At 69.2% G+C, this 25463-nt stretch carries 22 protein-coding genes; 15 read left to right on the top strand and 7 right to left on the bottom strand.

All coding sequences use genetic code 11. The features are described from left to right. Position 1 precedes the first annotated feature (1 nt). Positions 2 to 1291 (top strand): ATP-binding protein, encoded by a 1290-nt coding sequence (locus ACI6GS_RS02230; RefSeq protein ID WP_439816145.1) that lies wholly within the window; start codon positions 2 to 4, stop codon positions 1289 to 1291. Between the two features lie 3 nt (positions 1292 to 1294). Here the strand turns inward: ACI6GS_RS02230 and ACI6GS_RS02225 are convergent, their stop codons facing one another. After that, complete coding sequence (locus ACI6GS_RS02225) at positions 1295 to 1954, bottom strand: TenA family protein (RefSeq protein WP_439816144.1); 660 nt, start codon at positions 1952 to 1954, stop codon at positions 1295 to 1297. Between the two features lie 101 nt (positions 1955 to 2055). Next, positions 2056 to 4014, bottom strand: a complete 1959-nt coding sequence (locus ACI6GS_RS02220; protein ID WP_439816143.1) for a PhoX family protein — start codon at positions 4012 to 4014, stop codon at positions 2056 to 2058. 258 nt (positions 4015 to 4272) lie between these two features. Between ACI6GS_RS02220 and ACI6GS_RS02215 the strand changes: the two genes are divergently transcribed. The 7 genes from ACI6GS_RS02215 (at position 4273) to ACI6GS_RS02185 (ending at position 11448) form a co-directional block, all read left to right on the top strand. Then, positions 4273 to 5292: a PstS family phosphate ABC transporter substrate-binding protein gene (locus tag ACI6GS_RS02215; RefSeq protein ID WP_439816142.1), complete on the top strand. Its 1020-nt coding sequence runs from the start codon at positions 4273 to 4275 to the stop codon at positions 5290 to 5292. Between the two features lie 133 nt (positions 5293 to 5425). Continuing rightward, positions 5426 to 6802: a phosphate ABC transporter permease subunit PstC gene (gene pstC, locus ACI6GS_RS02210; RefSeq protein ID WP_439816141.1), complete on the top strand. Its 1377-nt coding sequence runs from the start codon at positions 5426 to 5428 to the stop codon at positions 6800 to 6802. After that, positions 6799 to 8121, top strand: coding sequence for a phosphate ABC transporter permease PstA (pstA, locus tag ACI6GS_RS02205; RefSeq protein WP_439816140.1), 1323 nt, complete (start codon positions 6799 to 6801; stop codon positions 8119 to 8121). The genes pstC and pstA overlap by 4 nt, the downstream gene beginning before the upstream one ends. A 5-nt stretch (positions 8122 to 8126) precedes the next feature. Continuing rightward, a complete protein-coding gene (pstB, locus tag ACI6GS_RS02200) occupies positions 8127 to 8939 on the top strand; it encodes a phosphate ABC transporter ATP-binding protein PstB (protein WP_439816139.1) in 813 nt (270 codons plus the stop codon). A gap of 17 nt (positions 8940 to 8956) precedes the next feature. Next, a complete protein-coding gene (gene phoU / locus ACI6GS_RS02195) occupies positions 8957 to 9703 on the top strand; it encodes a phosphate signaling complex protein PhoU (protein WP_439816138.1) in 747 nt (248 codons plus the stop codon). After that, on the top strand, positions 9684 to 10466 hold the full coding sequence (gene phoB / locus ACI6GS_RS02190) for a phosphate regulon transcriptional regulator PhoB (protein ID WP_439816137.1): 783 nt from the start codon (positions 9684 to 9686) through the stop codon (positions 10464 to 10466). Before phoU ends, phoB begins: the two co-directional genes overlap by 20 nt. A 208-nt stretch (positions 10467 to 10674) precedes the next feature. Beyond that, positions 10675 to 11448: a ferredoxin--NADP reductase gene (locus ACI6GS_RS02185; RefSeq protein WP_439816136.1), complete on the top strand. Its 774-nt coding sequence runs from the start codon at positions 10675 to 10677 to the stop codon at positions 11446 to 11448. Positions 11449 to 11670: 222 nt separating this feature from the next. Here ACI6GS_RS02185 and ACI6GS_RS02180 read toward each other — a convergent pair whose 3' ends face one another. After that, a complete protein-coding gene (locus ACI6GS_RS02180) occupies positions 11671 to 12825 on the bottom strand; it encodes an amidohydrolase family protein (RefSeq protein ID WP_439816135.1) in 1155 nt (384 codons plus the stop codon). A 152-nt stretch (positions 12826 to 12977) separates the two neighbouring features. Next, positions 12978 to 14468, bottom strand: a complete 1491-nt coding sequence (locus ACI6GS_RS02175; RefSeq protein WP_439816134.1) for a phosphotransferase — start codon at positions 14466 to 14468, stop codon at positions 12978 to 12980. Between the two features lie 159 nt (positions 14469 to 14627). Here ACI6GS_RS02175 and ACI6GS_RS02170 point away from each other — a divergent pair, with 159 nt between their 5' ends. From ACI6GS_RS02170 to ACI6GS_RS02150, 5 genes are all read left to right on the top strand, one after another. Beyond that, positions 14628 to 16010: a malonyl-CoA decarboxylase gene (locus ACI6GS_RS02170; protein ID WP_439816133.1), complete on the top strand. Its 1383-nt coding sequence runs from the start codon at positions 14628 to 14630 to the stop codon at positions 16008 to 16010. Positions 16011 to 16147: 137 nt separating this feature from the next. Beyond that, positions 16148 to 16474 carry a hypothetical protein gene (locus ACI6GS_RS02165; RefSeq protein ID WP_439816132.1) on the top strand — a complete coding sequence of 109 codons (327 nt, stop codon included), beginning with the start codon at positions 16148 to 16150 and terminating at the stop codon, positions 16472 to 16474. Next, positions 16471 to 17070, top strand: a complete 600-nt coding sequence (locus ACI6GS_RS02160; RefSeq protein ID WP_439816131.1) for a biliverdin-producing heme oxygenase — start codon at positions 16471 to 16473, stop codon at positions 17068 to 17070. Before ACI6GS_RS02165 ends, ACI6GS_RS02160 begins: the two co-directional genes overlap by 4 nt. Continuing rightward, positions 17067 to 19661 carry an HWE histidine kinase domain-containing protein gene (locus tag ACI6GS_RS02155; protein WP_439816130.1) on the top strand — a complete coding sequence of 865 codons (2595 nt, stop codon included), beginning with the start codon at positions 17067 to 17069 and terminating at the stop codon, positions 19659 to 19661. Before ACI6GS_RS02160 ends, ACI6GS_RS02155 begins: the two co-directional genes overlap by 4 nt. A 43-nt stretch (positions 19662 to 19704) precedes the next feature. Further along, positions 19705 to 20610, top strand: a complete 906-nt coding sequence (locus tag ACI6GS_RS02150; RefSeq protein WP_439816129.1) for a LysR family transcriptional regulator — start codon at positions 19705 to 19707, stop codon at positions 20608 to 20610. Positions 20611 to 20612: 2 nt separating this feature from the next. Here ACI6GS_RS02150 and ACI6GS_RS02145 read toward each other — a convergent pair whose 3' ends face one another. Next, on the bottom strand, positions 20613 to 21257 hold the full coding sequence (locus ACI6GS_RS02145; protein ID WP_439816128.1) for a hypothetical protein: 645 nt from the start codon (positions 21255 to 21257) through the stop codon (positions 20613 to 20615). Further along, complete coding sequence (locus ACI6GS_RS02140) at positions 21254 to 21775, bottom strand: RNA polymerase sigma factor (protein WP_439816127.1); 522 nt, start codon at positions 21773 to 21775, stop codon at positions 21254 to 21256. The genes ACI6GS_RS02145 and ACI6GS_RS02140 overlap by 4 nt, the downstream gene beginning before the upstream one ends. 191 nt (positions 21776 to 21966) lie before the next feature. On the opposite strand from ACI6GS_RS02140, the gene ACI6GS_RS02135 reads away from it, so the two are divergent. Continuing rightward, complete coding sequence (locus ACI6GS_RS02135; protein ID WP_439816126.1) at positions 21967 to 23256, top strand: Hint domain-containing protein; 1290 nt, start codon at positions 21967 to 21969, stop codon at positions 23254 to 23256. Continuing rightward, positions 23253 to 23615 (top strand): RT0821/Lpp0805 family surface protein, encoded by a 363-nt coding sequence (locus tag ACI6GS_RS02130; RefSeq protein WP_439816125.1) that lies wholly within the window; start codon positions 23253 to 23255, stop codon positions 23613 to 23615. Before ACI6GS_RS02135 ends, ACI6GS_RS02130 begins: the two co-directional genes overlap by 4 nt. 93 nt (positions 23616 to 23708) lie before the next feature. Here the strand turns inward: ACI6GS_RS02130 and ACI6GS_RS02125 are convergent, their stop codons facing one another. Beyond that, positions 23709 to 25382, bottom strand: coding sequence for an N-acyl-D-amino-acid deacylase family protein (locus tag ACI6GS_RS02125; RefSeq protein WP_439816124.1), 1674 nt, complete (start codon positions 25380 to 25382; stop codon positions 23709 to 23711). Between the last annotated feature and the right edge of the window lie 81 nt (positions 25383 to 25463).

Genomic DNA, 25463 nt, shown 5'->3' with positions numbered 1-25463 from the left:
GATGGCGCCGGAGCACGGCCGCCGGCTGCGCGCCCTGGCCGTCGCAGGCGGCCCCGCCATCCTGGTCCTGGTCCTGCTGGCCCTGGCCGGCGGCGTGACGCCCTGGACCGCGATGATCCTGGCCGTCCTGGCGGCGGGCGCCGCCCTGTTGACCGGTCCGCGCGCGGTGCGCTGGGCCGCTGCGGAAGCCGCCGCCGACGACGGCACCGCCGCGGTGGGCGAGGGGGACGCAGCACGGGCGGAGGCCCTGACCGTGCTGGATCGCGTGCCGGAGCCGATCCTGCTGCTGGGCCTCGACATGGCGGTGCTGCACCTGAACCTGGCCGCCATCGACCTCTTCGGGGTGGAGGTGCGGGGGCGCGAACTGCCGACCCTGCTGCGCCAGCCCGAACTGCTCCAGGCGGTGGAGCGGGTGCTGGAAGGTGGCTCAAGCCTGGTCGTGGAATTGACCCTGGCGGGGCCGGTCCCGCGCGACCTGTCCTGCCGGGTCGCCAGCCTGGAGCCCGCGGGTCCGCTCGGCGCCCGGGCCATCCTGCTGTTCACGGACCTGTCGGCGCCGAAGCGGATCGAGCAGATGCGGGCCGACTTCGTCGCCAATGCCAGCCACGAGATCCGCACCCCCCTGGCCGCCGTGGCCGCGACGATCGAGACGCTGCAAGGCCCGGCGCGTGACGATCCGGCGGCGCGCGATCGCTTCCTGGCCAGCATGGCGCATCAGGTCGATCGCATGACCCGCCTGGTCGGCGACCTGCTTTCCCTTTCGCGGGTCGAGCTCAATGAGCTGTCCCCGCCAAAGGGCTTCGTGGACCTGGGGGCGGTGCTGCGCCGCGCCGTCGAAAGCCTGGAATGGCGCGCCCAGGCGGGCCAGGGCCAGCTCGTCCTGGATGTGGCCCCCGATCTTCCCCCGGCCGTGGGCGATGCGCATGAGCTGGATCAGGTGTTTCACAACCTGATCGACAATGCGATTCTGCATGGCGGGCCGGGCAAGACGGTGACGATCTCTGCCAGCCTGTTGCAGCAGGCGCCCGTTGGCCTGGCCTGGCGGCACCGCGGCGCCGCCTTTGCCATCGCCGTGCGGGACGAGGGGCCGGGCATCGCGCGCGAACACCTGCCCCGCCTGACGGAGCGCTTCTACCGGGTGGATGCCGCCCGCTCCCGCGCCCTGGGGACGACCGGCCTGGGCCTGGCCATCGTGAAGCACATCGTGAACCGCCATCAGGGCGTGCTGGGCGTCGAGAGCACGTCGGGCAAGGGCAGCGTCTTTACCGTCTACCTCCCGGCGGGGCGGTAGACCTCAGGCGGCGTCCAGCCCCATCTGCCAGAAGTCGGCCTCCAGCCGGCTTGCGGCGCCGAAGATGCGTGCCAGGTCGGGAAAGCGACGCTCCGTCATCGTGCGCGCGGCCAAGTCGTCCAGATGCGCCCGCGCGGCGGCGGCGACGCCCTGATAGGTATCGCCCGCATATTCGGCGATCCAGTCGCGATAGGGATGGTCCGCCAGCGCCGCGACGCCATCGGGCGCCAGGGCCAGGCCGATTTCGGCATAGCCGATGACGCAGGGGGCAAGCGCTGCGTGCAGGTCAAGGAGGTCGCCGGCGGCGCCGCAGTCCAGCACGAAGCGCGTATAGGCGACCGTGGTGCTGTGCTCGGCCGTCGCCTCCAGGTCCGCGGGCGACAGGCCCCAGCGGCCGCACAGGCGGACGTGCAGCGCCGTCTCCTCCAGGATCGCGGCAAGGCCGGCCTGTGCCGCCGTAATGTCGGCGACCGTCCGGCTCTTGTAGGCGGCCAGCGCATAGGCCCGCGCGAACTGGATCAGGAACAGATAGTCCTGGACCAGATAGGCGCGGAAGGCACCTTGCGACAGCGTGCCGTCGCCCATCCGACGGACAAAGGCGTGGCTGACATAGCTCTGCCAGTCGTCGGCTGCTTCTGCCTTCAGCCGGTCAAAAACATCCATCGCAATCCTCCCGCCCAAAGGCGTTCCTATCGCGCAGGACGGCAAAAGAGAAGGGCGCACCGATGGCGCGCCCTGGAGTTGTGGGGGTACCGCAACGCGTATCAGGTGCCGATCGGCTTGCCCTCGCGGTGGGTCACGACGACGATCGCGGGCCGCGGCGGCATGCCGTCCACATTGTCGGGCCAGCGGTTGAGCGGCTTGTCAAAGGTCGAGCCGTCGCCCTCGCCCGGATGCTGGATCGCCAGGAACAGGGTCGTGCCGTCGGGCGTGAAGCAGGGGCCGCACATCTCAGCACCCTGCGGGCAGGCGAAGAAGCGCTTGGACAGGCCGCGCGCCTCGCCCTCCGCATCCATCGCGAACAGGCCATCCGGCCGGTCGAAGTCTGGAAAGCCGTCGGTCGCGATCCAGACCCGGCCCTGGGGGTCAAAGGCGACATTGTCGGGATTGGCGAACCAGCCGGTATCGGCCGTGCCCTTGCCGAACTTGGCGCCGTGGGCGCGCTTTTCCGGATCGCCGCCGCGCAGGAAGATGTCCCAGGTAAAGGTCTCGGCCGTGTGGTCGACCGCGCCCGCCTCGCCCGGCGGGATCATCTCGATCACGTGGCCATGGACATTGTTGAAGCGCTGGTTGGCGGCGTCGACCTGGTCGGGCGTGCGGCGGTCGTTCTTGGTCAGCATCAGGTAAACCCGGCCGGTAACCGGATTCGCCTCGACATCTTCCGGCCGGTCCATCGGCGTCGGCTTCAGCAGGTCGGCGGCGCGGCGCGTCTCCAGCAGCACGTCCGCCTGGGAGTTGAAGCCGTTCTCGGCCGTGAGGGGACCCTGGCCATGGACCAGGGGCAGCCAGGTCACCGTGCCGTCCTCGTTGAAGCGGGCAACCGAGAGCACGCCGTCGTCCAGCAGGCCGGCATTGGCGGCGCGGTCCTCCAGGTTCACCTTGCCCGTCGAGACGTAGCGGTAGACATACTCGAAGCGCTCGTCATCGCCCGAGTAGACGACCAGGCGACCATCGGCCGAGATGACGCTCGACGCGTTCTCGTGCTTGAAGTGGCCGAGCGCAGTGCGCTTGATCGGCTTCGCTGCCGGGTCATAGGGGTCGACCTCGACTACCCAGCCGAAGCGGTTGGGCTCGTTCGGCTCCTTCTCGATGTCGAAGCGCGCGACGTGGCGGCCCCAGCCATAGGCGGGCTTGCCCGAGACGCCATAGCGCTTGTAGATCGGCTCGCCGTTCTTGCCGGCAAAATACTGGTGGAAGTTCTCTTCCGCCGAGAGATAGGTGCCCCAGGGCGTCCAGCCGCCGGCGCAGTTGTTGATCGTGCCGATCACGCGTGTCCCGGTCGGATCGGCGGAGGTCTTCAGCTTGTCATGGCCCGCGACCGGGCCGCTCACCGTGAACTCGGTCTCGGCCAGGCTGATGCGGCGGGCATAGGTGCTGTCGGGCACGACCGCCCACTTGCCGTCGGTGCGCTTGACCTCGATCACCGAGATGCCATGGGCGGCGATCTCGATGCCGGCCTGTTCGACGGTGATGGCGCCGGGTGCCGAGTCCTCGTCGGCGATGCCGGGGAACATCAGCGGCGTGTTGGTGTACTCGTGATTGATGCAGAGCAGGCCATGGTCGCTCGCCTGCGATCCCACGGGCAGCGGGAAGAAGGCGATCATGTCGTTGTTGTAGCCGAACTGCTTGGCCTGGGCGGCCGCCGTCTGGGCGGCGGGGTCGAAGGCGGGCGCATCCTTGGCGACGGCATCGCCCCAGCGGATCAGGACCTGGGCGTCGTAGCCCTCGGCCACATGATGGCTGGCGTCATGGACCAGCGGCACGTCCTTGAAGGTCAGGGTCGAGACCGGCGCGGGCGCGTCCTCCGCCGCCTGGGCGCCGCGCGGCAGGAAGCCGCCCAGCACGCCCAGCAGCGCCGTCGAGCCCAGCGCCCCCAGCATGCCGCGCCGGTTCAGCCGGGCCTCCAGCACCGCGGCAAAGGGCGCTGCCGTGCTGGTGTTGGAGGGGATGTCATCGTCGTCGCGGACGATCAGGTCTTGGGGCACGGGCTCGCGGGACAGCACGGGTTACACTCCGGTCAGGGGTGAGGACGGTGGCGACTATCCCCGCACTGCGTGACAGCCCCATGACGACGGGGCGTTGCGCCTCCCATGCGTGGGACGCACCACGGCCCTGCCCCTGGGGCGGCCGGCACCCGGGGCGGTGTAACAAAAGGGACATGGAAGCGTCATAGAAGCGACCGGACGGCTGCCTATGGTGCGCGCCATCGACGGCCCCCCGGGTCCCCCGGGACCGGGTGCCGTATCGAGCGGAGGATTTCCATGAAGCTTCGACTGACCCTTGCCGCCGTTGCGGTGGCCCTTGCCGCCCAGGCCGGCGCCGCCCAGGCCCGCGACCAGATCCGCGTCGTCGGGTCTTCCACTGTCTTTCCGTTCGCGACGACGGTTGCCGAGAACCTGGGCCGTGGCGGCCAGTTCAAGACACCGGTCGTCGAGTCGACCGGCACCGGCGGCGGCCTGAAGCTGTTCTGCGCCGGCGTGGGCACGGCCCACCCCGACATCGCCAATGCATCGCGCCGCATCAAGCAGTCAGAGATCGACGACTGCGCCAAGAACGGCGTCGCCCAGATCCTGGAGCTGAAGGTGGGCTTCGACGGCATCGTGCTGTCGAACGCGAAGTCGGGCCCCGCTGCCAACTTCACGACCGAGCAGATCTTCCTGGCCCTGGCCAAAGAGATCCCGCAGGACGGCAAGCTGGTCCCGAACCCCTACACCAGCTGGAACCAGATCGACGCCAGCCTGCCCAATGAGCCGATCGAGGTGCTGGGCCCGCCGCCGACCTCCGGCACGCGCGACGCCTTTGTCGAGCTGGTCATGGAGTCGGGCTGCAAGACCCTGGCCGGCGCCAAGGACCTGGGCCTGGAGGGCAAGACCTGCCACGCCATCCGCGAGGACGGCAAGTACGTCGAGGCGGGCGAGAACGACAACCTGATCGTCCAGAAGCTGGAAGCCAACCCGAAGGCCTTCGGCATCTTCGGCTACAGCTTCCTTGAGCAGAACATGGACAAGCTGCAGGGCGCCTCGATCGCTGGTGAGCAGCCGACCTTCGAGAACATCGCGGACGGCAAGTACCCCGTCTCGCGCTCCATGTTCGTCTACGCCAAGCTCGCCCATGTCGGCACGATCCCCGGCCTGCAGGAGTACCTGGCCGAATTCGTGAGCGAGAAGGCGGGCGGCGAGGAAGGCTACCTGCTGGACAAGGGCCTGATCCCGCTGCCGGAAGACGTGCTGAAGGGCGAGCAGGACAAGGTCGCGAAGCTGACCCCGCTGGCCGGCCTCTGATCCCAGTTGCGTCCAACCGGGGCGGACCGCGTATCCGTCCGCCCCGTACCGGATCGCCCCAGCCGCTGCGCGGCCGGGGCGGTTGCCGGCCAAGTCCTGATCGAACCTCCCGACCGAGCGAGCCCGTGACGCCATGCCGACCTGGGTGATCATCGTGACCCTGCTCGTCCTCGCCGCTGCTGCACACCAGCTGGGCCGGACGCGTGCCGTGGGTCAGACCGCAGGCGGCACCCGCCTGCACAGCCTGCCAAGCTATTACGGCGCCTATGTCGCCCTCTGGTGCCTGCTGCCGGCGCTGGCCGTCCTGTGCTTGTGGGGCATCGCCCAGGGGCCGCTGCTGGAGCGCAGCGTCATCGGCGAGATGCCGGCGCAGTACCAGGCGCTGGAAGGCGGCGAGCGCACGCTGCTCCTCAACAACCTGCACAACACGGCCAACGGCCTGACGCCCGCGCAGGCCGACCCCGCCATCGTGTCCGCGGCCGAGCACCTGAACGCGTTGCGCCAGACGGCGAGCTGGGCCATGGCGGTTATCGTCCTGGCCGTCGCGGTGATCGGCCTGGTCTGGGCGCGCGGCCGCGTCCTGCCGGAGTTCCGCGCCCGTCCGTCGGTCGAGCGGCTGGTCAAGGCGATGCTGATCATCGCCTCGGCCGTCGCCATCCTGACGACCGTGGGGATCGTCCTCTCGCTGCTGTTCGAGAGCATCCGCTTCTTTGGCAAGGTCTCGATCTTCGAGTTCCTGTTCGGCCTGAACTGGAGCCCGCAGACGGCGCTCCGCGCGGACCAGGTCGGCTCGTCCGGTGCGTTCGGCGCGGTGCCGCTGTTCGCCGGCACGTTGCTGATCACGGTGATCGCGATCCTTGTCGCGGGCCCGATCGGCCTGATGTCCGCGATCTACCTCTCCGAATATGCCGACAGCCGCGTCCGCTCGGTGCTGAAGCCCGTGCTGGAGATCCTGGCCGGCATCCCCACCGTCGTTTTCGGCTTCTTCGCGGCCCTGACGGTTGCGCCGGCCATCCGCGGCTTTGGCGAATCGATCGGCCTGAGCGTTGCCAGCGAGTCGGCGCTGGCGGCCGGCGTGGTCATGGGCATCATGATCATCCCGTTCATCTCCTCGCTCAGCGACGACGTCATGACCGCGGTGCCGCGGGCCATGCGCGACGGCTCGCTCGCCATGGGGGCGACGCGGTCCGAGACGATCCGCCGGGTCATCATGCCGGCTGCCCTGCCCGGCATCGTCGGCGCCTTCCTCCTGGCGATCAGCCGCGCCATCGGCGAGACGATGATCGTCGTCATGGCCGCCGGCATGGGCGCCAATCTGACCGCCAACCCGCTGGATGCGGTCACGACGGTGACGGTGCAGATCAAGGCCCTGCTGGTCGGCGACCAGGAGTTCGACAGTGCCAAGACGCTGAGCGCCTTTGCGCTCGGCCTGGTCCTGTTCCTCATCACGCTCAGCCTCAACGTCATTGCGCTGCGGATCGTGCGCAAGTTCCGGGAGCAGTACGAATGACCGACAGCGCCCTCGGCTCCTCGACAAGCGCCGGACGTCCCGTGCGCTCCGCAAGCGACCTGGTGGCGGCCAGCCTGAAGCGCCGCTACGCCGCCGAACGCCGCTTCCGCCTTTATGGGCTTGTCGCGATCTCGGTCGCGGTCCTGTTCCTGGTGACGCTGCTGGGCAGCATCCTGATCAAGGGCACGCCCGCGTTCTTCCAGTCGCGCATCGGCCTGGACATCACCTTTTCGGCCGACGTCATCGACCCAACCGGGGCCCGCGACCCGGTGCAGATGAACCAGGCCGACTATGGCAAGCTGATCCGCGCCGCGCTCGACACCGAGTTTCCAGAGGTGACCGAGCGGCGCGAGCGGCGGGCCCTGGGCCAGCTGCTCAGCGCCGCGGCGCCCTACGAGCTGGCGGCCATGGTGCGCAACGACCCGGCCCTGATCGGCCAGACCCAGCGCGTCTGGTTTGTCGCCTCCGACATGATCGACATGGTGCGCAAGGGTTCGATCGACCGTACCACGGCCGAGGGCGACCGCCCGGTCAAGGATCGCGAGCTGGCCTGGATGGACAAGCTGGAGGCCCAGGGGCGGATCGAGACCGTCTTCAACCTGGACTTCTTCACCTCCGCCGACAGCGTGGAACCCGAACTGGCCGGCATCTGGGGCGCGCTGTCCGGCTCGTTCTTCATGCTGGTGGTGACGCTGTTCCTCTCCTTCCCGATCGCGGTGATGGCCGCGATCTACCTGGAGGAGTTCGCGCCCAAGAACCGCTGGACCGACCTGATCGAGGTCAACATCAACAACCTGGCGGCCGTGCCGTCGATCGTGTTCGGCCTGCTGGGTGCGGCGGTCTTCCTGAACTTCTTCGACATGCCGCGTGGGGCGCCCATTGTCGGTGGCATCGTCATGGCGCTGCTTGTCCTGCCAACGATGATCGTGGCGGGCCGCGTGGCACTGAAGGCCGTGCCGCCCTCGATCCGGGAGGCGGCGCTGGGCATCGGCGCATCCCCCGTCCAGGTGGCGACGCACCATGTCCTGCCGCTGGCGATGCCCGGCATGCTGACCGGCACGATCCTGGCCATGGCCCATGCCCTGGGCGAGACGGCACCGCTTCTGATGATCGGCATGGTGGCCTTCATCACGGCGGCCCCGGAAGGCTTCACCGACGCGGCGACCGCCCTTCCGGTGCAGATCTTCCTGTGGGCGGACAAGCCCGAGCGCGCATTCATCGAGAAGACCAGCGGCGCGATCATCGTCCTGCTGGCCTTCCTGGTCGTCATGAACCTGCTGGCCGTGCTGCTGCGCCGGCGGCTTGAGAGAAGGTGGTAGTCCCCATGCAGGCATCGGTTCAGACCGCCCTCAGCCCCCAGGCCGGCGCCGTCTCAGGCGGCCTGCCCAAGGTGACGGCCCGCAATGTCAACCTGTGGTATGGCGAGAAGCAGGCGCTCTACGGCATCGACCTCGACATCCCGGCACAGCAGGTGACGGCCCTGATCGGTCCTTCGGGCTGTGGCAAGAGCACGTTCCTGCGCTGCCTCAACCGGATGAACGATACGATCCAGGGCTGCCGGGTCGAGGGCGACATCCGGCTGGACGGTGACGACGTCTATGCCCCCCATATCGACGTGGTACACCTGCGCGCCCGCGTCGGCATGGTGTTCCAGCGGCCCAATCCGTTCCCGAAGTCGATCTACGAGAACGTGGCCTATGGCCCGCGCATCCACGGCCTGGCGTCGTCCAAGACCGAAATGGACCAGATCGTGCAGACCAGCCTGGAGCGCGCCGGCCTGTGGAAGGAGGTCTCGGACCGCCTGCACCAGCCGGGCACCGGCCTGTCCGGTGGCCAGCAGCAGCGCCTGTGCATCGCCCGTGCGGTTGCCGTCAGCCCGGAAGTCATCCTGATGGACGAGCCGTGCTCGGCCCTTGACCCGATCGCGACGGCCAAGGTCGAGGAACTGATCGACGAGCTGCGCGAGAACTACACGATCGTGATCGTGACCCACTCGATGCAGCAGGCGGCCCGCGTGTCGCAGCGCACGGCATTCTTCCACCTGGGCAAGCTGGTCGAGACCGGCTCCACCGACGACATCTTCACCAACCCGGTGGACAAGCGGACCCAGGACTACATCACCGGCCGGATCGGCTGAGGCACAGGACACCAGACATGGCCGAACTTCAGCGCCACATCGTCAAGTCCTTTGACGAGGAGCTCAAGCAGCTCAACAGCCGCCTGCTGCGCATGGGCGGCGTCGCCGAGGCGCAGCTGGCCGCGGCGATCCAGGCGGTCGCCAAGCGCGACGTCGCCCTGGCCGACCGCACCATCGCGGCCGATGCCCAGGTCGACACGTTCCAGCAGGAGATCGACGAACAGGTGACCCGCCTGCTGGCCCTGCGCCAGCCGATGGCCATCGACCTGCGCGCGGTCATCGGGGCGCTGCGCCTGGCTGGCGACATCGAGCGGATCGCCGACTACGCCAGCAACATCGCCAAGCGCTCCAAGGTCCTGGCCCAGTCGGCGCCGATGCGGCCCACCAATGCCGTCCCGCGCATGGGCGGCCTGGCGCAGGGCATGATCAAGGACGTGCTGGATGCCGCCGGCACCCAGGACGTCGAGAAGGCGATCTCCGTCTGGATGCGCGATGGCGAGCTGGACGAGCTCTACAACAGCTTCTTCCGCGAGCTCCTGACCTACATGATGGAGGATCCGCGCAACATCACGCCGTGCACCCACCTGCTGTTCATCGCCAAGAACATCGAGCGGATCGGCGACCATGCGACCAACATGGCCGAGGTCATCCACTACACCGTGACCGGCACGCGCCTGACGGCCGAACGGCCCAAGGGTGACGACACGGCGACCTTTGCCGGGCCAGACCTTGACGGCGGGGACGATGTTGATCGCGTCGCCTGAGCCGGTGCGCGCGGACTTCGGCGCCAGCGACGTTCCGGCCGGGCAGGGGGCGCTGCGGCCCTCGATCCTGGTGGTCGAGGACGAGCGCGCGCTGCTCGACCTGCTGCGCTACAATCTGGAGGCGCAGGGGTTCGAGGTCCGCACTACCGCCGACGGGGCCGAGGCGATGCTGCTGGTCGAGGAGCGGGTGCCCGACCTGGTCGTGCTCGACTGGATGCTGCCCTCGCTCTCGGGCCTTGAGATCTGCCGCCGCCTGCGTCGCCGGCCTGAGACACGCGGCCTGCCCATCATCCTGCTGACCGCGCGGGACGAGGAGCCCGACCGCATCCGTGGGCTGGAGGCCGGGGCCGACGACTACGTGCCCAAGCCCTTCTCGCCCAAGGAACTGGTGGCCCGCATCCGGGCCGTCCTGCGGCGCAGCCGGCCGGCTTTGTCGACCGACCGGCTGGCGGTGGGCGTGCTGGTCATGGATCTGGCGGCGCATCGCGTGATGCGCGACGGGCTGGAGATCCACCTGGGCCCTACCGAGTTCCGCCTGCTGCGCCATTTCATGGAGCATCCGGGCCGCGTATTCAGCCGGGAACAGCTGCTGGACGCGGTGTGGGGCCATGACATCGAGATCGAACTGCGCACGGTCGACGTCCACATCCGCCGCCTGCGCAAGGCCCTGAACGGCGAGGACGGCGCGGCCGAGGCACGCCCCGACCTGATCCGCACCGTGCGGTCCGCCGGCTACGCGCTGGACGCCACGCCTCCGCGCTGAGCGGACAAGACCCTGCGCCGCGCGGGCATTTGACCGCAGCGCGGGGCAGGGTCGCGGCCGTGGCGGCCGCCTGATCCCCCAAAACGCTTGTCCCGCCGCGGCTGGCGGGACATAACGCACCGTCGCAGTGCGGGCACGCCTCCCCGATCGCCAAAGCGCGCCGATTCGACCAGGCGCCGGGGGATCCACATTCGAAGGGTGTATTTGGATGTCGAACCTGATCACGGAAACGGTGACCAGCGTCAAGCACTACACGGACCGCCTGTTCAGCTTCACGACGACCCGCGATCCGACGTTCCGCTTCCGCTCGGGCCAGTTCACGATGATCGGCATCCAGGTCGACGGCAAGCCGCTGCTGCGCGCCTATTCGATCGCCAGCGCGCACTATGACGAGTACCTGGAATTCTATTCGATCAAGGTCGAGAACGGGCCGCTCACCTCACGCCTCAAGGATATCGAGGTGGGGCACAGCGTCCTGGTCAATCGCAAGGCCACGGGTACCCTGGTCCTGGACAACCTGGTCGACGGGCGCAATCTCTATTTCTTCTCGACCGGCACGGGCGTTGCCCCGTTCACCAGCCTGATCAAGGATCCGGAGGCCTATTCCCGCTTCGACAAGGTGGTCCTGCTGCACGGCTGCCGCGAGGTTGCGGAACTGGCCTATGGCGAGCAGCTGATCGCCCAGCTGCGCGAGGACGAATTCCTGGGCGAAATGGTGCGCAACCAGCTGGTCTACTATCCGACCATCACGCGCGAGCCGTTCCGCAACCAGGGCCGCCTGACCGACCTGGTCCAGTCCGGCAAGCTCTACCAGGACATCGGCCTGCCCCCCATCCGCAAGGGGGAGGATTGCGCCATGATCTGCGGCAGTCCCGAGATGCTGAAGGACACCAAGCAGATCCTGCTGGACCTGGGCATGGAGGAAGGCAATGCGGGCGAGCCCGGCGACTTCGTCGTCGAAAAGGCTTTTGCCGAGCGTTGAGTCGCAGGGCCGCACTCCTCGGTTCCGCTCATCCCCGCGAACGCGGGGATCCAGAGCCCCAAGCGCAGTTCCCTGTGACCCCTGGATCCCCGCTTTCGCGGGGATGAAGGTACTCACCAGCCTCCCAAACGCTGCGGCGAAGCAGATGTGTGCACGCCTTCGCGGGGATGAGCGGATGAAACTGGGCCCCTGTTCTTGATCGCGGGGCCAGATTGAGTCGCCCTACTCCATAGCGAAGAGCTTGAGCGCGGTGCCGCCCAGGATCTTCTGCGCCGTCGGCACGTCGACCTTGTCGAACACCGCCTGGATGGCGCTGCGCGTATAGCCGAACGTGCTTTCGATGTGGGGGTAGTCGGACGACCACATCACGCGGTCGGCGCCGATCCGGTGCAGCATCTCCAGCCCCACTGGATCGGTCATGAACGTGGCATAGCAGTGGTTGTGCCAGTACCAGCTGGGGCGATGCGCCAGCTTGGGCTCGACCGTCGCCTGGAACGATTCATAGATCATGTCGGCGTCGTGCAGCGCACTGGCGACCCAGGACAGCCCGCCCTCCACGAACACGACGCGCAGGCCCGGATGGCGGTCGAACACACCGCCGAAGGTGAGTTTCCCCCAGCTGGGGCGGAAGCCCTGCATCTGGGTCAGCACGAACGTGCCCGTCGCGCCGCGCGTGCCGGTGGGCACGTTCTCGCCGATGTGGAAGCAGCAGGGCAGCCCTGATTCCTCGACTGCGGCCCAGAACGGCTCCATCTTCTCGCTGGCATAGTCGATCGGCTCGCCATCGACGTCGTTGCGCGGATTGATCGGCACCATCACGGACGAGCCGCCCAGGCGCTTGATCTCCTGCAGCGATTCGGCCGCCGCGCCAGGGTTCCAGTAGTTGGGGATCATCACGCCATAGAGGCGGTCCGGCACCTTGGCGCACAGCTCGGCCAGCCACTGGTTGTAGCAGCCATAGATGTGCTCCCGCAGGTCGAAGTCGCCGGCCATGTAGAGGCCGAACAGTCGCTGCGGGAACAGCAGCTCCTTCTCCACCCCCTCGGCATCCAGGTCGCGCATGCGCGCATCCATGTCGATCATGCCGGGCACGCATTCGAAGCTTTCGCACAGCGAGGCGGACAGCACGCTGCGGAACATCGGCTTGCCGCCGAAGGTCATGCGCCAGCCGCCCTTCGCAAACTCCATGCGCGGCGCTTGGTCACGCAGGTGCTCGGGGAAGCGGTCGATCCACAGGTCGGCCTCCAGCACGTGGCTGTCGGCAGAAATGATGCGGGTGCCTGCCGGCCAGGGCGTCACCTGGCCCTGGGCAGTGCGCTTCGTCGGCTGGGCCAGGCCCAGCATTTCGGGGATTTCCAGAACGGTGCCGTCGGGCATCGCGCACTCCAGCCTGGAGGCCGGAACGGCCTCAACTTTTTAGAACGCGTTACAATAAGGCGTTCCGGTGGGCTGGTAAACACCGTGAAGGCGCATGGGCTGTTGGCCCCCCGCACGCGAGGCGCGCGCGGGGGGCCATTTCAGCGAGGCTTTCAGGCCGGGACGCTGATCGCGCGGGCGATCGCCTCGACCCCGCCCCAATCCAGCACCGCAGCGCAGTTCCGCTCGGCCAGCGTCATCAGCAGCTTGTCGGTATGGGGGGTCGACGGGATCGGCAGGGCCGCCGCCACAGTTGCCTGCAGCCCGGCAATGATGTTGAGGCGATAGGCCTCCAGCGCCCGCTCCAGCGTATAGCTGGGATCGACCTTCCGGATCGTCGCGGCATGGGCCGCGATCAGGTCCCGCTCACACGCCTTGCGTTCCTCCGGCAGCAGGCTGCCCGTCAGGAAGTAGGCCAGGTCATGCTGCGGATCGCCCTGCGACGTCACCTGCCAGTCGATCAGGTAGGCGCGCGGGGCGTCCGGATTGCTCATGTCGAACAGCACGTTGTCGACGCGCGGATCGCCGTGGATCAGCGTGCGCACCGTGGGTTCGGTGGCGGCCCAGCCCTCCATCAGGGGGATGACCTGCTCGATGACCTTGAACGCCTGTTCCGACAGCCGCCCGGTGAAGCGTTCGCGATAGATCGCCGCCCCTTGCGCGAACATGCTGGCCGAACGGGCCGGGTCGTCCTTGCGCCGCATCAGCCAGGACAGGCCGTCCAGGGCAGGAGACTGCCAGAAGCGGGCATGCAGGCCCGCCAGTTCATGCACCACGGCCTTGGCCTGGTCGATGCTGCAGCCGGCAATCTGGTCGCCGGGTACCGCGCCGGGCACGTCCTCCAGGACCAGGTTCAGCGTGCGCCCGGCCTCGTCCAGTTCGGAATGATAGACGCGCGGCACGTTGAGCGGCGGCTCCGTCCCCAGCAGGCGGTAGGATTCAACCTCGCGCCGGTAGGACTGGCCCTGCACCGCGTACTCGATGCATTCCGGCACCTTGGTGTCGAACTTGCAGATCACGGTGCGCGGCGCATCGCCTGCCGCCGCGTTGTAGCCGGGCCGCACCCGCACCGTGGTCGAGACGTTGCCGTGGCCGATGGGGGCAACGTCCGCCATGGCGATGTGCGGGACCTTCACGCCCGCCTTGGCAAAGACCTTCTGCAGCCATTCGTAGGAGATCTGCTTGACGTCGTAGAGCAGTTCCGGCGGCGGCAGGACGCGCGGCGCATCCCCGACCCGGCCCCAGAAGCCCTTGGTATAGGTCGAGTTCCAGCAATTGGTGAAGCGCCCGTTCTCGGCGCGAAACACCTCGATTCCCGACAGCTCGCGGCGTTCGCCGCCGGCGCGCGTGTACATGTTCCACACCGAGCAGACGTGCGTGTCATCGCCCAGCAGGACCTCGTGCGTGAAGTAGGGCTCCATGGCGGTGGCCGATTCGCGCACCCGGGCGATCTGCTCCTCGTGGCTGAGGGCGACGGTCGACTGGATATCGTGCCGGATGATCGGGTCGGCGCAGATCTCGCGGATCAGCTCCACCTCGCGATTGTTCCAGACCCGGTTCCAGTAGAGCTCGATCAGCTCGACGGGCGTGCGCACCTTGGCCATTGCCTCTTCTCCTCCCTTGCGGCTTGTCGCCTTGTCGTCTCGGACCCATGGCATGCAGTGCACGCGGACCCTGGTCGTGCCGTTCTCACACGTTTTGTGCGGGGCGCAAAGTCCCCTTCCGGCCTAGGATCGCAGGCCGGTCAGGACCAAGGAGCGATGATGGCAATCAGCAGTTTCCGCGTGGTGCAGGATGTCGTGCGCGGGTTGGAGCCGCAGCTGACGCGGATCAATACCTACCTGAACTCGGTCGCCGATGCCGGCCTGGAACTGACGCGCCTGGCCCGCCGCCCGCGCGAGACGGCGGCCCAGACGCTGCTGCAGCGCTGCCGCGAGCTGATGGCGACGGATGGCGAGGCGGCCGGCGTCGCCGTCGCGCGCGAGGTCGTGCGCGCCTATGGCCAGGCCGACGCGGAGCAGCGCACCGCCTTCCATCACCTGCTGGTGGAGCATTTCGGCGTCGATCCGGATGCCGTCGTCGCCGCGGCGGACGCCTATCGCGCTCAGCCTGACCTGAAGCGCCAACTGGCCTTGGCCCATGCGGTCGAAGCACCGCGCCAGGAGCTGTTCCGCCGCATCAACACGGCGCCCGATGGCGTCAGAACGCTCGTCGCCATGCGCGAGGCCGTGCTGGCGGCCCTGCCCGCCAACCCGGGCCTGGCGGCAATCGACAGCGACCTGCGCCACCTGCTGGCGTCCTGGTTCAACCGGGGCTTCCTGGAACTGCGGCGGCTGGACTGGAACAGTCCGGCGGCGCTGCTGGAGAAGCTGATCCGCTACGAGTCGGTGCACGCCATCCATGGCTGGGGCGACCTGCGGCGGCGCCTGGCGGCGGACGACCGGCGCTGTTTCGGCTTCTTTCACCCGGCCCTGCCGGACGAGCCGCTGATCTTCGTGGAAGTGGCCCTGGTCAAGGGCCTGCCCGATGCGATCGCGCCGCTGCTCGACGCCGCAATCCTGGCGGAGGAGCCCGACAGCGCCATCTTCTACTCGATCAACAATTGCCAGGACGGCCTGCGCGGCATCTCGTTCGGCGACTTCCTGATCAAGCAGGTGGTGCTGGAGCTGAAGCGCGAGGGGTTCGAGCTGAACCAGTACGCCACCCTGTCGCCGGTGCCGGGCTTCCTGTCCTGGCTGCGCGCGACCCTCGACGACCTGCCTGCCGGCCTGCTGGAAAGCGGCGAACGCGGCCCCCTGATGGAGATCCTGGAGAACCCGGAGGCTGCGGACGCAGAGCTGCTGGAGAAGGCCAGGCCCAGCCTGGTCCGGACCTGCGCCTGGTATCTCGTGCGGGCCAAGCGCGGGCAGCACGCGGCGGATCCGGTCGCGCGCTTCCACCTGCGCAATGGCGCGCGACTGGAGCGCATCGACTGGCTGGGCGATCCTTCGGCCAAGGGCCTGCGCCAGTCGGCGGGTCTGATGGTCAACTATGTCTATGACCCCGCCTCGATCGAGCGCAACAACGAGGCCTATATCCGCGAGGGCAGGATCATCGCGTCGACCGCCGTGTCGCGCGTGATCCCGCGAATCCTGCGCAATGCGTAGCTGAGGCTGGGGCTGTGCCATGCGTACGCCGCACGGAACCGATCGCGTCGCGATGGCGCAAGAGGTCAGGCAACCTTCGGGCGCGTCCTGTGTTCCTTCTTTCCATGACGACAGCAACCCAGTGGAAGGAGGGTCGCATGGCCGGGGCAGGTACCCTGTGGCGGCTGCGGCCGCGCGCCGACCAGCGCAACGATCCCCGCTGGGGTGGTGTCCAGCATCAGGCCGACGTGCTGGTCCGCTGCGCCACGGCCGAACGGGCCCGCGACCTGGCCAGCGATGCCCTATGCCCGGGTGTCAAGGCGCGCGGCGGCTCGAGTCCGTGGTCCGAGCCCGACCTGACGACCTGCGACGAGACGGAGTTCGACCCCGCGTTGAGCGGCGAGGGCTTCAATGGCACCCCCTCGGCCGAGGAAGGGGTGATCGAGCCCCGGCTGGGCCCCAACCGTTCGGAACTCTCTGCTTGAACTTGGTGAACGAGGAGCGGCCGCCCGACGCGGCCGCTCCGTCCATCCGCGCGCGGTTGCGCGCGGCAACAGCCGCCCGTCATGCCCAGGTGGACGAGGGCTTCGCCGCATACGACTTGGCGACACCCGCCGGCTACGGCGCGTTCCTGGCAACGCACGCGGCGGCGCTCCTGCCGCTGGAAGCGGCGCTGGAGCAGGCGGGTGTAGCGGATCTGCTGCCAGACTGGCCACAACGCCGGCGCAGTGCGGCGCTGCTGCAGGATCTGGCCGACCTGGGTGTCGATCCCGGGCCGTCAGTCACGATCGCGCTGGACGCGGACGCTGCGGCGCTGCTGGGCACGCTCTATGTGCTCGAAGGCTCGCGCAGGGGGGCGGCCTATCTGCTCAAGGCAGTGGCCCAGGGTCGTGACCCCAAAGTGCAGGGCGCGGTGCGCTACCTGGCCCATGGCCGGGGGCAGGGGCTGTGGCCCGGGTTCGTCGCCCGGCTTGAGGCGGACGAGGACGTCGCCACAAACCCGCACCGGACCCTGGCCGCGGCCGACCGGGCCTTTGTCGGCTTCCTGGATGCGCTGGCCGCGGGGCGGGCAGCCCGATGAGCAGCCAGCCCGGCGCACCGGCGGACCCTTCCCTGGTCGGGGTCGCGATCGACCTGACCTCCTGCGACCGCGAGCCGATCCACCTCCTGGGCGCGGTCCAGCCCTTTGGCTGCCTTCTGGCGCTTTCGCCCGACTGGATCGTGCGCCACTGCTCGCAGAATGTCGGCACATTCCTGGATCGTCCCCCGGAAGCGGTGATCGGCCACGGCCTGGGGGCCATTGTCGATCGCGCGGCCGAGCATGTGCTGCGCTCGCGCTTCCAGGCGGCGGCATCCTCCGATTCGGTGGAGCGGGTGTTCGGCCTGGACCTGGTCGGGGATGGCCGCCTGTTCGACGTCGCGGTCCACCTGGGCCGTGGCTTCATCATCATCGAGTTCGAGCCGAACGAGCGCCAGGGCGACCTGGACGCGGCGTCGCTGGTGCGGACGATGGTCGGGCGGTTGCAGCGCCTGACCACGCAGCAGAGCCTGTTCCACGAGGCGACGCGCCAGATGCGGGCGCTGACCGAGTTCGACCGCGTCATGATCTATCGCTTCGATCATGACGGGTCGGGCGAGGTCGTGTCCGAAGTGGTGCGCCCGGGCCTGGAATCCTTCCTGGGCCTGCACTACCCGGCGTCCGACATACCACGCCAGGCACGCATCCTGTACGAGCGGAACTGGCTGCGCATCATTCCCGACATTTCGGCGACCCCCTCGCCCATCACGCCGTGGCTGACGACCGAGCAGGTGCCCGTCGACCTGTCGATGAGCGTGCTGCGCAGTGTCTCGCCGATCCATATCGAGTACTTGACCAACATGGGTGTCGGGGCCTCGCTCTCGGTCTCGATCCTGCGCCAGGGCCGGCTGTGGGGGCTGTTTGCCTGCCATCATTACGGCCCGCGCCGCATCTCGTTCGAGCGGCGGACGGCGGCCGAGCTGTTCGGCCAGATGTTCTCGCTGATCCTGGAAAGCCGCGAGCGCGAGGCGGAGATCGCGACCGAGGTCCGCTCGCGCCATTTCCACAATCGCCTGCTGGCCGGCATGGCGACCGACCGCAGCCCGTTCGAGAACATCGTGGGCTTCCTGGACGAGATCGCCGAACTGCTGGGCGCGGACGGCATCGGCGTCACGATCGACGGCCGCAACACGCTGCGGGGTGTCACGCCGACGCAGGAGGAGTTCGGCGGCCTGATCCGCTACCTGCGCCGCCGCGACGACGACCAGGTCCACGCGGTGTCGGAACTGGGCCAGGTCCACGCCCCTGCAAGGCACTACGCGGAGCGCGCCGCCGGTCTGCTGTCGATCCCCCTGTCGCACGCGCCTGGCAACTTCCTGGTCGTGTTCCGACGCGAAATCGCGCGCACCGTCAGCTGGGCCGGCGACCCGACCAAGCCGATGGGCGTGGGGCCGATGGGGGCCCGCCTCAATCCACGCAGCAGCTTTGCCCTGTGGCAGGAGCAGGTGCGCGGCCAGGCGACGCCGTGGTCGGCGGGCGACCTCCGCATCGCGGAATCGCTGCGCATCTCACTCCTCGAGGTGATCCTGCGCCTGACCGACGCGGCGGACCGCCAGCGCCGCGCCGCCGAGGAACGGCAGGAACTGCTGATCGCCGAGCTGAACCACCGGGTGCGCAATATTCTGGCCCTGATCCGCGGCCTGATCGCGCAGAGCCGCTCCGGCGTCCGCACGACGGAGGAATTCGCCAGCGTCCTGGGTGGCCGCATTCAGGCCCTGGCCCTGGCCCACGACCAGATCACCGCCGACAACTGGGCGCCCGCGCCGCTGCGCGAGCTGGTCCTGGCCGAGGCCGGCGCCTATCTGGGGGACAAGGCGGGCCGGGTCTCGATCGAGGGGCCGGACATCCTGCTGGAGCCGCAGGCGCTTTCGATCCTGGCCCTGGTGATGCACGAGCTGATCACCAACTCGGCCAAGTACGGCGCCCTGTCCGACAGCCGGGGGCGCGTCGCCATCCGGGTCGCCATCGACGGCCGCAATCAGCTTGAGGTCCACTGGCGCGAAAGCGGCGGGCCCGCGGTCCAGGCGCCCACCCGCCGTGGCTTCGGCTCGACCATCATCGAGCATTCGATCCCGCACGACCTCGGCGGCGAAAGCGCGATCCGCTTCGAGATGGATGGCGTGAAGGCCCGCTTCGTCATTCCCGCCGTCTATGTCCGCGTCGCCCCGCAGGGGGTGGCCCGCCCGGCCTCCGTCCAGCCGGAACTGCTGGAGGGGGAGGGGCTGGATGGCAGCGTGCTGCTGGTCGAGGACAACTTGATCATCGCCCTGGATGGGGAGGACATGCTGCTGGGCCTGGGTGCCGCAAGGGTGGAGACGGCAGCATCGGTCGGCGACGCGCTGGCCGTGATCGCGCGCCAACCGCCCGACATTGCCGTGCTGGACGTCAACCTGGGTCGGGAGACCAGCTTCGAGGTCGCGGAGAAGCTCCGCACCTTGGGAATCCCGCTCGTCTTCGCAACCGGCTATGGTGAGGCGCTGTCCCTGCCGCCGGAGTTCGAGGGCGTGACGATCCTCAAGAAGCCCTATACCGCGGAACACCTGCGCAGCGCCCTGATCCGGGCGCGGGCGACGGGCGGCCCGCGCATCCGCTGACAGGCGACAGGCAGACGCCGGCCCGGCCCGCCCGCCTGCCGCCGTGCACATCCGCACGCTGACCTACCTCACGGCGCTGGCGCGGGAGCAGCATTTCGCCCGCGCCGCCGCTGCCTGCAACGTGACGCAGCCCACCCTGTCGGCCGGCCTGCGCACGCTGGAGGAGGAGCTGGGCGTCACCCTGGTCAAGCGCGGCCGCCGGTTCGAGGGACTGACCGCGGAGGGCCACCGCGTGCTGGCCTGGGCCGAGCGCATCCTGGCCGAGAGCGAGGCCCTGCGGCAGGACCTGTCGGCCCAGGGGCGCGATCTGGCCGGCCACTTGCGCCTGGGCGTCATTCCGTCGGCCCTGGCCGCCGCCGCCCAGGTGACGGCGCCATTGCTGGCGCGCCATCCGCGCCTGCGCGTCTCGGTCCTGTCGGTGTCGTCGACGGAGCTTGCGCGCAAGCTGGCGCATTTCGAACTGGACGCCGGCATCACCTATCTGGAGAACGAGCCCGTGGGTCCGGTGCGCAGCGTGCCGCTCTACCACGAGGACTACGTCCTGCTGACCCAGGCGGACGGTGCCCTGGCGCATCGCCAGACCCTGTCCTGGCGCGAGGCGGCGAGCCTGCCCCTGTGCCTTCTGGTGGAGGAGATGCAGAACCGGCGCATCGTCGATGGGATCTTCCGCAGCATCGGCTGCGCGCCGGAGCCGGCCGTGCAGACCAATTCCATCGTCGCCCTGTGCGCGCATGTCCAGGCTGGCCCCTGGTCCAGCGTCGTGCCGCGCGCCCTGCTGGATACGTTCGGCACGCCGCCGGGAACGCGCGCCCTGGCCCTGGTCGAGCCGGAGGTGAGCAAGACCGTGGGCCTTGTCGTCGCCGATCGGGAGCCGCAGGCGCCCCTGATCCGTGCTCTGCTGGGCCTTGCCGCCAGCCTTCAGGTCCAGGCGGTGCCGCGCAGCGCCTGACGTCAAAGGCCGGCGACCGGCTCCCACGTACCGCTGCCCGTGCGGCAGGCGACGCGGTCCTGGCGCTCCGCCGCGGGGCCCAGGCGCAGCTCCTGCTGGAACGCGCGGCACCAATGGCCGGAGGCACTGCGCCATGTGCGGACCGGGCGGACTTCCGCCTGCACCCCGGTATCGGGATCCACCCAGTTGACCTGGGCGCCGCTGGTCGCGGATTCCAGCGCCCGGCCGACGGCCGCGGTCAGGGCGGCGGCCTGCTGCACCTGCGCCGCCTCCAGCCGGGCCATGGCCTGGTCCACCCGCCAGCCGGACGAAACATAGCCCCCGCCCAGGCCCAGGGCCGCGACCAGGAGGCCCGCGGCCATTGGCAGAGCCACCCGGCGCCAGGACTGGCGGCTGCGGCGGCTGGCAAAGGCCTGCGCGACATGCCCCGCCAGCGGATCGCGCAGCGCCACGCTCGACGGCGCATAGGCTGCCCGCAGCAGGGCCTGGCCGGCACCCAACGCTGCGAACTCCGCACGCAGGCCTGCGTCCGCCTCCAGCGCCTGGCTCAGATGCAGGGCATCGCGTGCGTCGGCTTCGCCGTCCAGCAGCGCGCCCAGCGCCTGGATCCGGCCCTCGTCCTGGGGCGTGGGGGTCGGCGCGGTCATGCGGCACTCCCGTGCAGGCGGGCGTCCGAGGCCTGGACGCCGCCCAGCAGGTTGGCCAGGGCCAGCCGGGCGCGCGCCAGTCGGCTGGTGACGGTGCCCATGGGGATCTCCAGCATTTCCGATACCTCCTTGTAGGACAGGCCCTCGACCGCGATCAGCAGCAGCACGGTCCGCTGATCCTCGGGCAGGCCGTCGACCAGGGCGCGCACATGGGCCAGTGTCGCCGCCTGGCTGGGATCAAGGCCGTCGCTGACCGGCCCGATGGTTTCGAGTGTCTTCTGACCTGTGGCGCGGACCTTGCCCGCGCGCAGGTCGTTGCGGTGCAGGTTCTGGGCGATCCGGTACATCCAGCTGTCCAGCCGGCTGCCCCGGTCCCAACGGTCCAGGTAGCGGATCGCCCGCTCGCACGTTGCCTGCGCCAGGTCCTCGGCCGCGGCCCGGCTGCCGGTCAGCCCCAGTGCGAAGCGACGCAGGCGCGGCAGGAATGCCACCATCTCCCGCTCGATCCAAGTATCCACGCGCGCCCCGCCCTTGCGTTCCCGCCTGCACAACACCTCATGGCGCGAGCTTCTTCCCGATCTGTTACCGGCGGTGACAAAATTTATGTTTGAGTCGATCCGGAAGAAATCGAAGGGGTCGGTCGTTGTGGATGCAGAAGGCCGCTGGCGACAGCGCGGCGGCCACGGATGGATCCAAGGGGGACCAGGACATGAGAACGCGACGCCCATCGCTTGCCTTGCTGGCGGGGACCAGCCTGCTGGTGCTGAACCTGGTTGCGGCACCCGTCAGCATCGACCTGGGCTCCGGCCACATCCATGCCTCTGCCGCCTTTGCCAAGTGCTGCTTCGTGGCGGGCACCGGCGTCCTGCGCGCCGACGGCGTGGCCGTGGCGATCGAGGCGATCAAGGTGGGGGACCAGGTTCTGGGCTGCAACGGCCGGGCCAACCGCGTCGTGGGCGTGGAGATCACGCGTCTTGATGGACGCAGCCTGCATGCCTTCAACGGCGGCCGGCCGTTCGTGACGGCGGAACACCCCTTCCTGACGCCGACCGGCTGGCGGTCCATCGACCCGGCGGCGACGGCGCGCGAAATGGCCAGCCTGCCGGTGACGCGCCTGGCGCAGGGTGACCTCGTCTATCGCGCCGACCTCGCACTCGACGCGCGGCAGGGCGCGCTTGCCCTGGCTCCTGGTCTTGTCCTGTCCCTTGCGGTGGTCCGGCGGATCGAGGCGGTCACCGCCGATCCCGCGACGGCGGTCTACAACCTCCTCCTGGACGGCGACCACTCCTATGTCGCCGATGGCTGGGTCGTCCACAACAAGGACGGCGGTGGCGGTGGTGGTGGCGGCGGTGGTGGTGGTGGCGGCGGCGGCAATGACGGCGGGGGTGACGACGGCGGCGGCGACGATGGCGGGGGCTCTGGCTCTGGCTCCGGCTCCGGCGGGTCCGGGAGTGGGTCCGGCAGCGGCTCTGGTTCGGGTTCCGGATCGGATGGTGGCTCGGGTTCTGGCTCGGGTTCTGGCTCGGGTTCCGGTTCCGGCAGTCATTCCGGCGACGATGGGGGCGACGACCACGGCTCCGACAGCGGCAATGACGGGGGTGGTGACGATGGCACCTCCGATCAGGGCCGGGGTGATGACAATGGCAGCGACGACAGCGGCACCGACGGCGGCGGCGACGATGGCACCCCGGACCAGGGCAGCGGCGATGTCGGCGGGATCAATTCCGGGGACGACGACGGCACGCCCGACCAGGGGCCGGGCGATGTCGGCACGGTGACCCCGGGCGACGATGACGGCACGCCGGATCAGGGCCCCGGGGATGTTCCGGCTGCGGCGGCCTCTCCCGTTGCTGCCGAGCATGTGGACGGCCGGCCGCATCGCAGCCGCAGTCGTACCCATGGTGGCACCGCGGCAGGCTTCCAGGGCGATGCCACGCCGGCGGGCCCGGACCTGAGCCAGGCCCAGGAAGCGGAAGCCATCGCGAAAGGCTGGCAATGACGAAGCGGCCAACGGCCACGGCGCGGGCTCCATCGGGGCCCGTTGTCGCATGGATCCTCGCGCTGGGCGCGCTGCTGGTGCTGGCCGGGGTCGCAGTGGCGGCGGAGGAGAGCGCCGGGCGCTCCGCCAGTGCAGCCGTGCAGCGGGCGCTGGAAGGGCTGGTCAGCGGCAAGACGCTGACATGGCACGATCCGCCCACGGGGGCGGCGGGCAAGGTCACGGTGGTGCGGACCTGGAAGACCCAGGGCGGAACCTTCTGCCGGTCCTATGTCAGCCAGTGGACGGCGCCCGCCGGCCCGCCGTTGCGTGGCGCCGCATGCCGCACGGCGGATGCCCTGTGGCTGCCGCTTGGCGGCTGAGGCGTCAGGGGGGCTGGTTTTCTCCCCGACGACCAGCAGCGGGGGCAAGGGCATGGCGGAACCGGGCCAAGACGCCCGGTTCCGCCACACGGATCAGACCACCAGGCCGGGACGGGCGTCGGTGTAGGTGCCCTGGTCGACGACCACGGCGCCGTTGACGATCACCTTGTCGATGCCCGTCGCGTGGCGGACATAGCGGCTGGCCCCGCCGGGGAAGTCGGTCACGAACTCCTCATCGCCGCGCGCGATCGTGTCGGCGCCGAACACGACCAGGTCTGCCGCCTGGCCCACCGCGACCGTGCCCCGGTCCTTCAGGCCCCAGGCGACGGCGGGCTCGCCCGTCAGGCGATGCACGGCGCGCTCCAGGCTCATCTTCCCGTATTCGCGCACGAACCGCTCGATCAGGTCGCAGGTGTCGCCCGCTCCGCAGAACTGCGAGATGTGCGCGCCAGCGTCAGAGCCGCCGATATGGACCAGCGGGTGGTCCAGGATCTGGGCCACGATCTCTGGATCCGCGTGGATGGCGCCGCGGATCTGGAACTCGGTGCGCAGGCCGTCGGCCACGGCGATGTCCAGCATCATGTCGGCAGGCGACTTGCCCGCCTCCTTGGCGATCTCGGCCAGGCGGCGTCCGCGGTACTTCTCGTTCTCGGGCGAGTAGACGTCGCCCACGGTCATGGCGCGCAGCAGCGGCAGGATGCGCTTCTCGGCCTTCTCGACCAGCATCGGCCGCACGGCCGGATCGGCAAAGCCGGCCAGCCGCTCCGCCAGCGGCTTCTGCATCAGCAGGTCCCACGCCCGCACCGGATAGAGCAGGAACGAGGTTTCCGACATGCGGATGTTGATGTCGAAGCTGCGCGGCATGGACTGGCCATACACCTTCGCGCCGCGGGCCTGCTGCTCCTCCAGCTTGGCGATGGAGCGCTTCCAGTTCTCGGGCGCCACCGGGCTGTAGGTGATGGGCGCGATCGAGCAGACGATGCCCGACGCCAGGCTGAGGTCGCCCAGTTCCTCGATGTTCTCCAGCTGCTTCTCGATGTCGATGAAGTAGGGGACGGTCTGCAGCACGCCGCGGCCGCTCTTGGCCATCGCCTTGCACAGGGCGACCTTCTCGCGCATGTCGGCCAGGCGGCTGGGCACCGGCCGACCGTCCTCGTCGATGTCGACATAGGACGTGGAGAGGCCGATGGCGCCGTCGGCCATGGCCTGCTCCAGCAGGCGGCACATCGTCTCGATCTCGGAGTCGGTCGCGACCCGCTCCTGGCTGTCCTTGCCCATCACGTACCAGCGCAGGGCCGAATGCCCGACCAGGGCGCCGATATTGATGCCCAGTCCCGGGCGGATGTGGTCCAGGTAGTCGCCGAAGCTCTCCCAGTTGAAGGGCACGGCCTCGTCGAAGGTCGGCTCGCGGATGTCCTCGATCTTCTCGAACATCTTGATCAGCTTCAGCTGCTCGCCCGGACGCACGGGGGCCAGCGACAGGGAGCAGTTGCCCATCACGACGGTCGTGACGCCATGCTCCAGGCTGGGCGTCGCCAGGCGGTCCCAGCAGATCTGCGGGTCATAGTGCGTGTGCACGTCGATGAAGCCGGGCGCCACGACCTGGCCGCCGGCATCGATCTCGCGCGTGGCCGCGCCCGCGAAATGTCCCACCGCCACGATGCGGTCGCCGGCAACCGCGACATCGCCGGTGAAGGAGGGCGCGCCCGTGCCGTCCACGATGCGCGCGTTGCGGATCACCAGGTCGGCCTTTGCCTGTTCAGTCATCGAAACCACCTCTGCCCTTTGCGTATGCGCGCATAAGCAGGCGCAAGGTGGCGCGACGCAAGTGACTCCTTGTCCTGAATG

It is taken from the genome of Zavarzinia sp. CC-PAN008, from assembly GCF_051903925.1.
Lineage (GTDB): Bacteria > Pseudomonadota > Alphaproteobacteria > Zavarziniales > Zavarziniaceae.
Note: the sequence above shows the minus strand (reverse complement) of the source record. Positions and strands in the feature narration are given on the sequence as shown.

Excerpts from the sequence above, each read along its gene's own strand:
- phoU (WP_439816138.1), top strand. The coding sequence starts at position 8,957 with ATGGCCGAACTTCAGCGCCACATCGTCAAGTCCTTTGACGAGGAGCTC.
- pstA (WP_439816140.1), top strand. The coding sequence starts at position 6,799 with ATGACCGACAGCGCCCTCGGCTCCTCGACAAGCGCCGGACGTCCCGTG.
- ACI6GS_RS02170 (WP_439816133.1), top strand. The coding sequence starts at position 14,628 with ATGGCAATCAGCAGTTTCCGCGTGGTGCAGGATGTCGTGCGCGGGTTG.
- pstB (WP_439816139.1), top strand. The coding sequence starts at position 8,127 with ATGCAGGCATCGGTTCAGACCGCCCTCAGCCCCCAGGCCGGCGCCGTC.
- ACI6GS_RS02155 (WP_439816130.1), top strand. The coding sequence starts at position 17,067 with ATGAGCAGCCAGCCCGGCGCACCGGCGGACCCTTCCCTGGTCGGGGTC.
- ACI6GS_RS02225 (WP_439816144.1), bottom strand. The coding sequence starts at position 1,954 with ATGGATGTTTTTGACCGGCTGAAGGCAGAAGCAGCCGACGACTGGCAG.
- ACI6GS_RS02130 (WP_439816125.1), top strand. The coding sequence starts at position 23,253 with ATGACGAAGCGGCCAACGGCCACGGCGCGGGCTCCATCGGGGCCCGTT.
- ACI6GS_RS02175 (WP_439816134.1), bottom strand. The coding sequence starts at position 14,468 with ATGGCCAAGGTGCGCACGCCCGTCGAGCTGATCGAGCTCTACTGGAAC.
- ACI6GS_RS02165 (WP_439816132.1), top strand. The coding sequence starts at position 16,148 with ATGGCCGGGGCAGGTACCCTGTGGCGGCTGCGGCCGCGCGCCGACCAG.
- ACI6GS_RS02185 (WP_439816136.1), top strand. The coding sequence starts at position 10,675 with ATGTCGAACCTGATCACGGAAACGGTGACCAGCGTCAAGCACTACACG.
- ACI6GS_RS02145 (WP_439816128.1), bottom strand. The coding sequence starts at position 21,257 with ATGACCGCGCCGACCCCCACGCCCCAGGACGAGGGCCGGATCCAGGCG.
- ACI6GS_RS02230 (WP_439816145.1), top strand. The coding sequence starts at position 2 with ATGGCGCCGGAGCACGGCCGCCGGCTGCGCGCCCTGGCCGTCGCAGGC.
- ACI6GS_RS02180 (WP_439816135.1), bottom strand. The coding sequence starts at position 12,825 with ATGCCCGACGGCACCGTTCTGGAAATCCCCGAAATGCTGGGCCTGGCC.
- phoB (WP_439816137.1), top strand. The coding sequence starts at position 9,684 with ATGTTGATCGCGTCGCCTGAGCCGGTGCGCGCGGACTTCGGCGCCAGC.
- pstC (WP_439816141.1), top strand. The coding sequence starts at position 5,426 with ATGCCGACCTGGGTGATCATCGTGACCCTGCTCGTCCTCGCCGCTGCT.
- ACI6GS_RS02135 (WP_439816126.1), top strand. The coding sequence starts at position 21,967 with ATGAGAACGCGACGCCCATCGCTTGCCTTGCTGGCGGGGACCAGCCTG.
- ACI6GS_RS02125 (WP_439816124.1), bottom strand. The coding sequence starts at position 25,382 with ATGACTGAACAGGCAAAGGCCGACCTGGTGATCCGCAACGCGCGCATC.
- ACI6GS_RS02215 (WP_439816142.1), top strand. The coding sequence starts at position 4,273 with ATGAAGCTTCGACTGACCCTTGCCGCCGTTGCGGTGGCCCTTGCCGCC.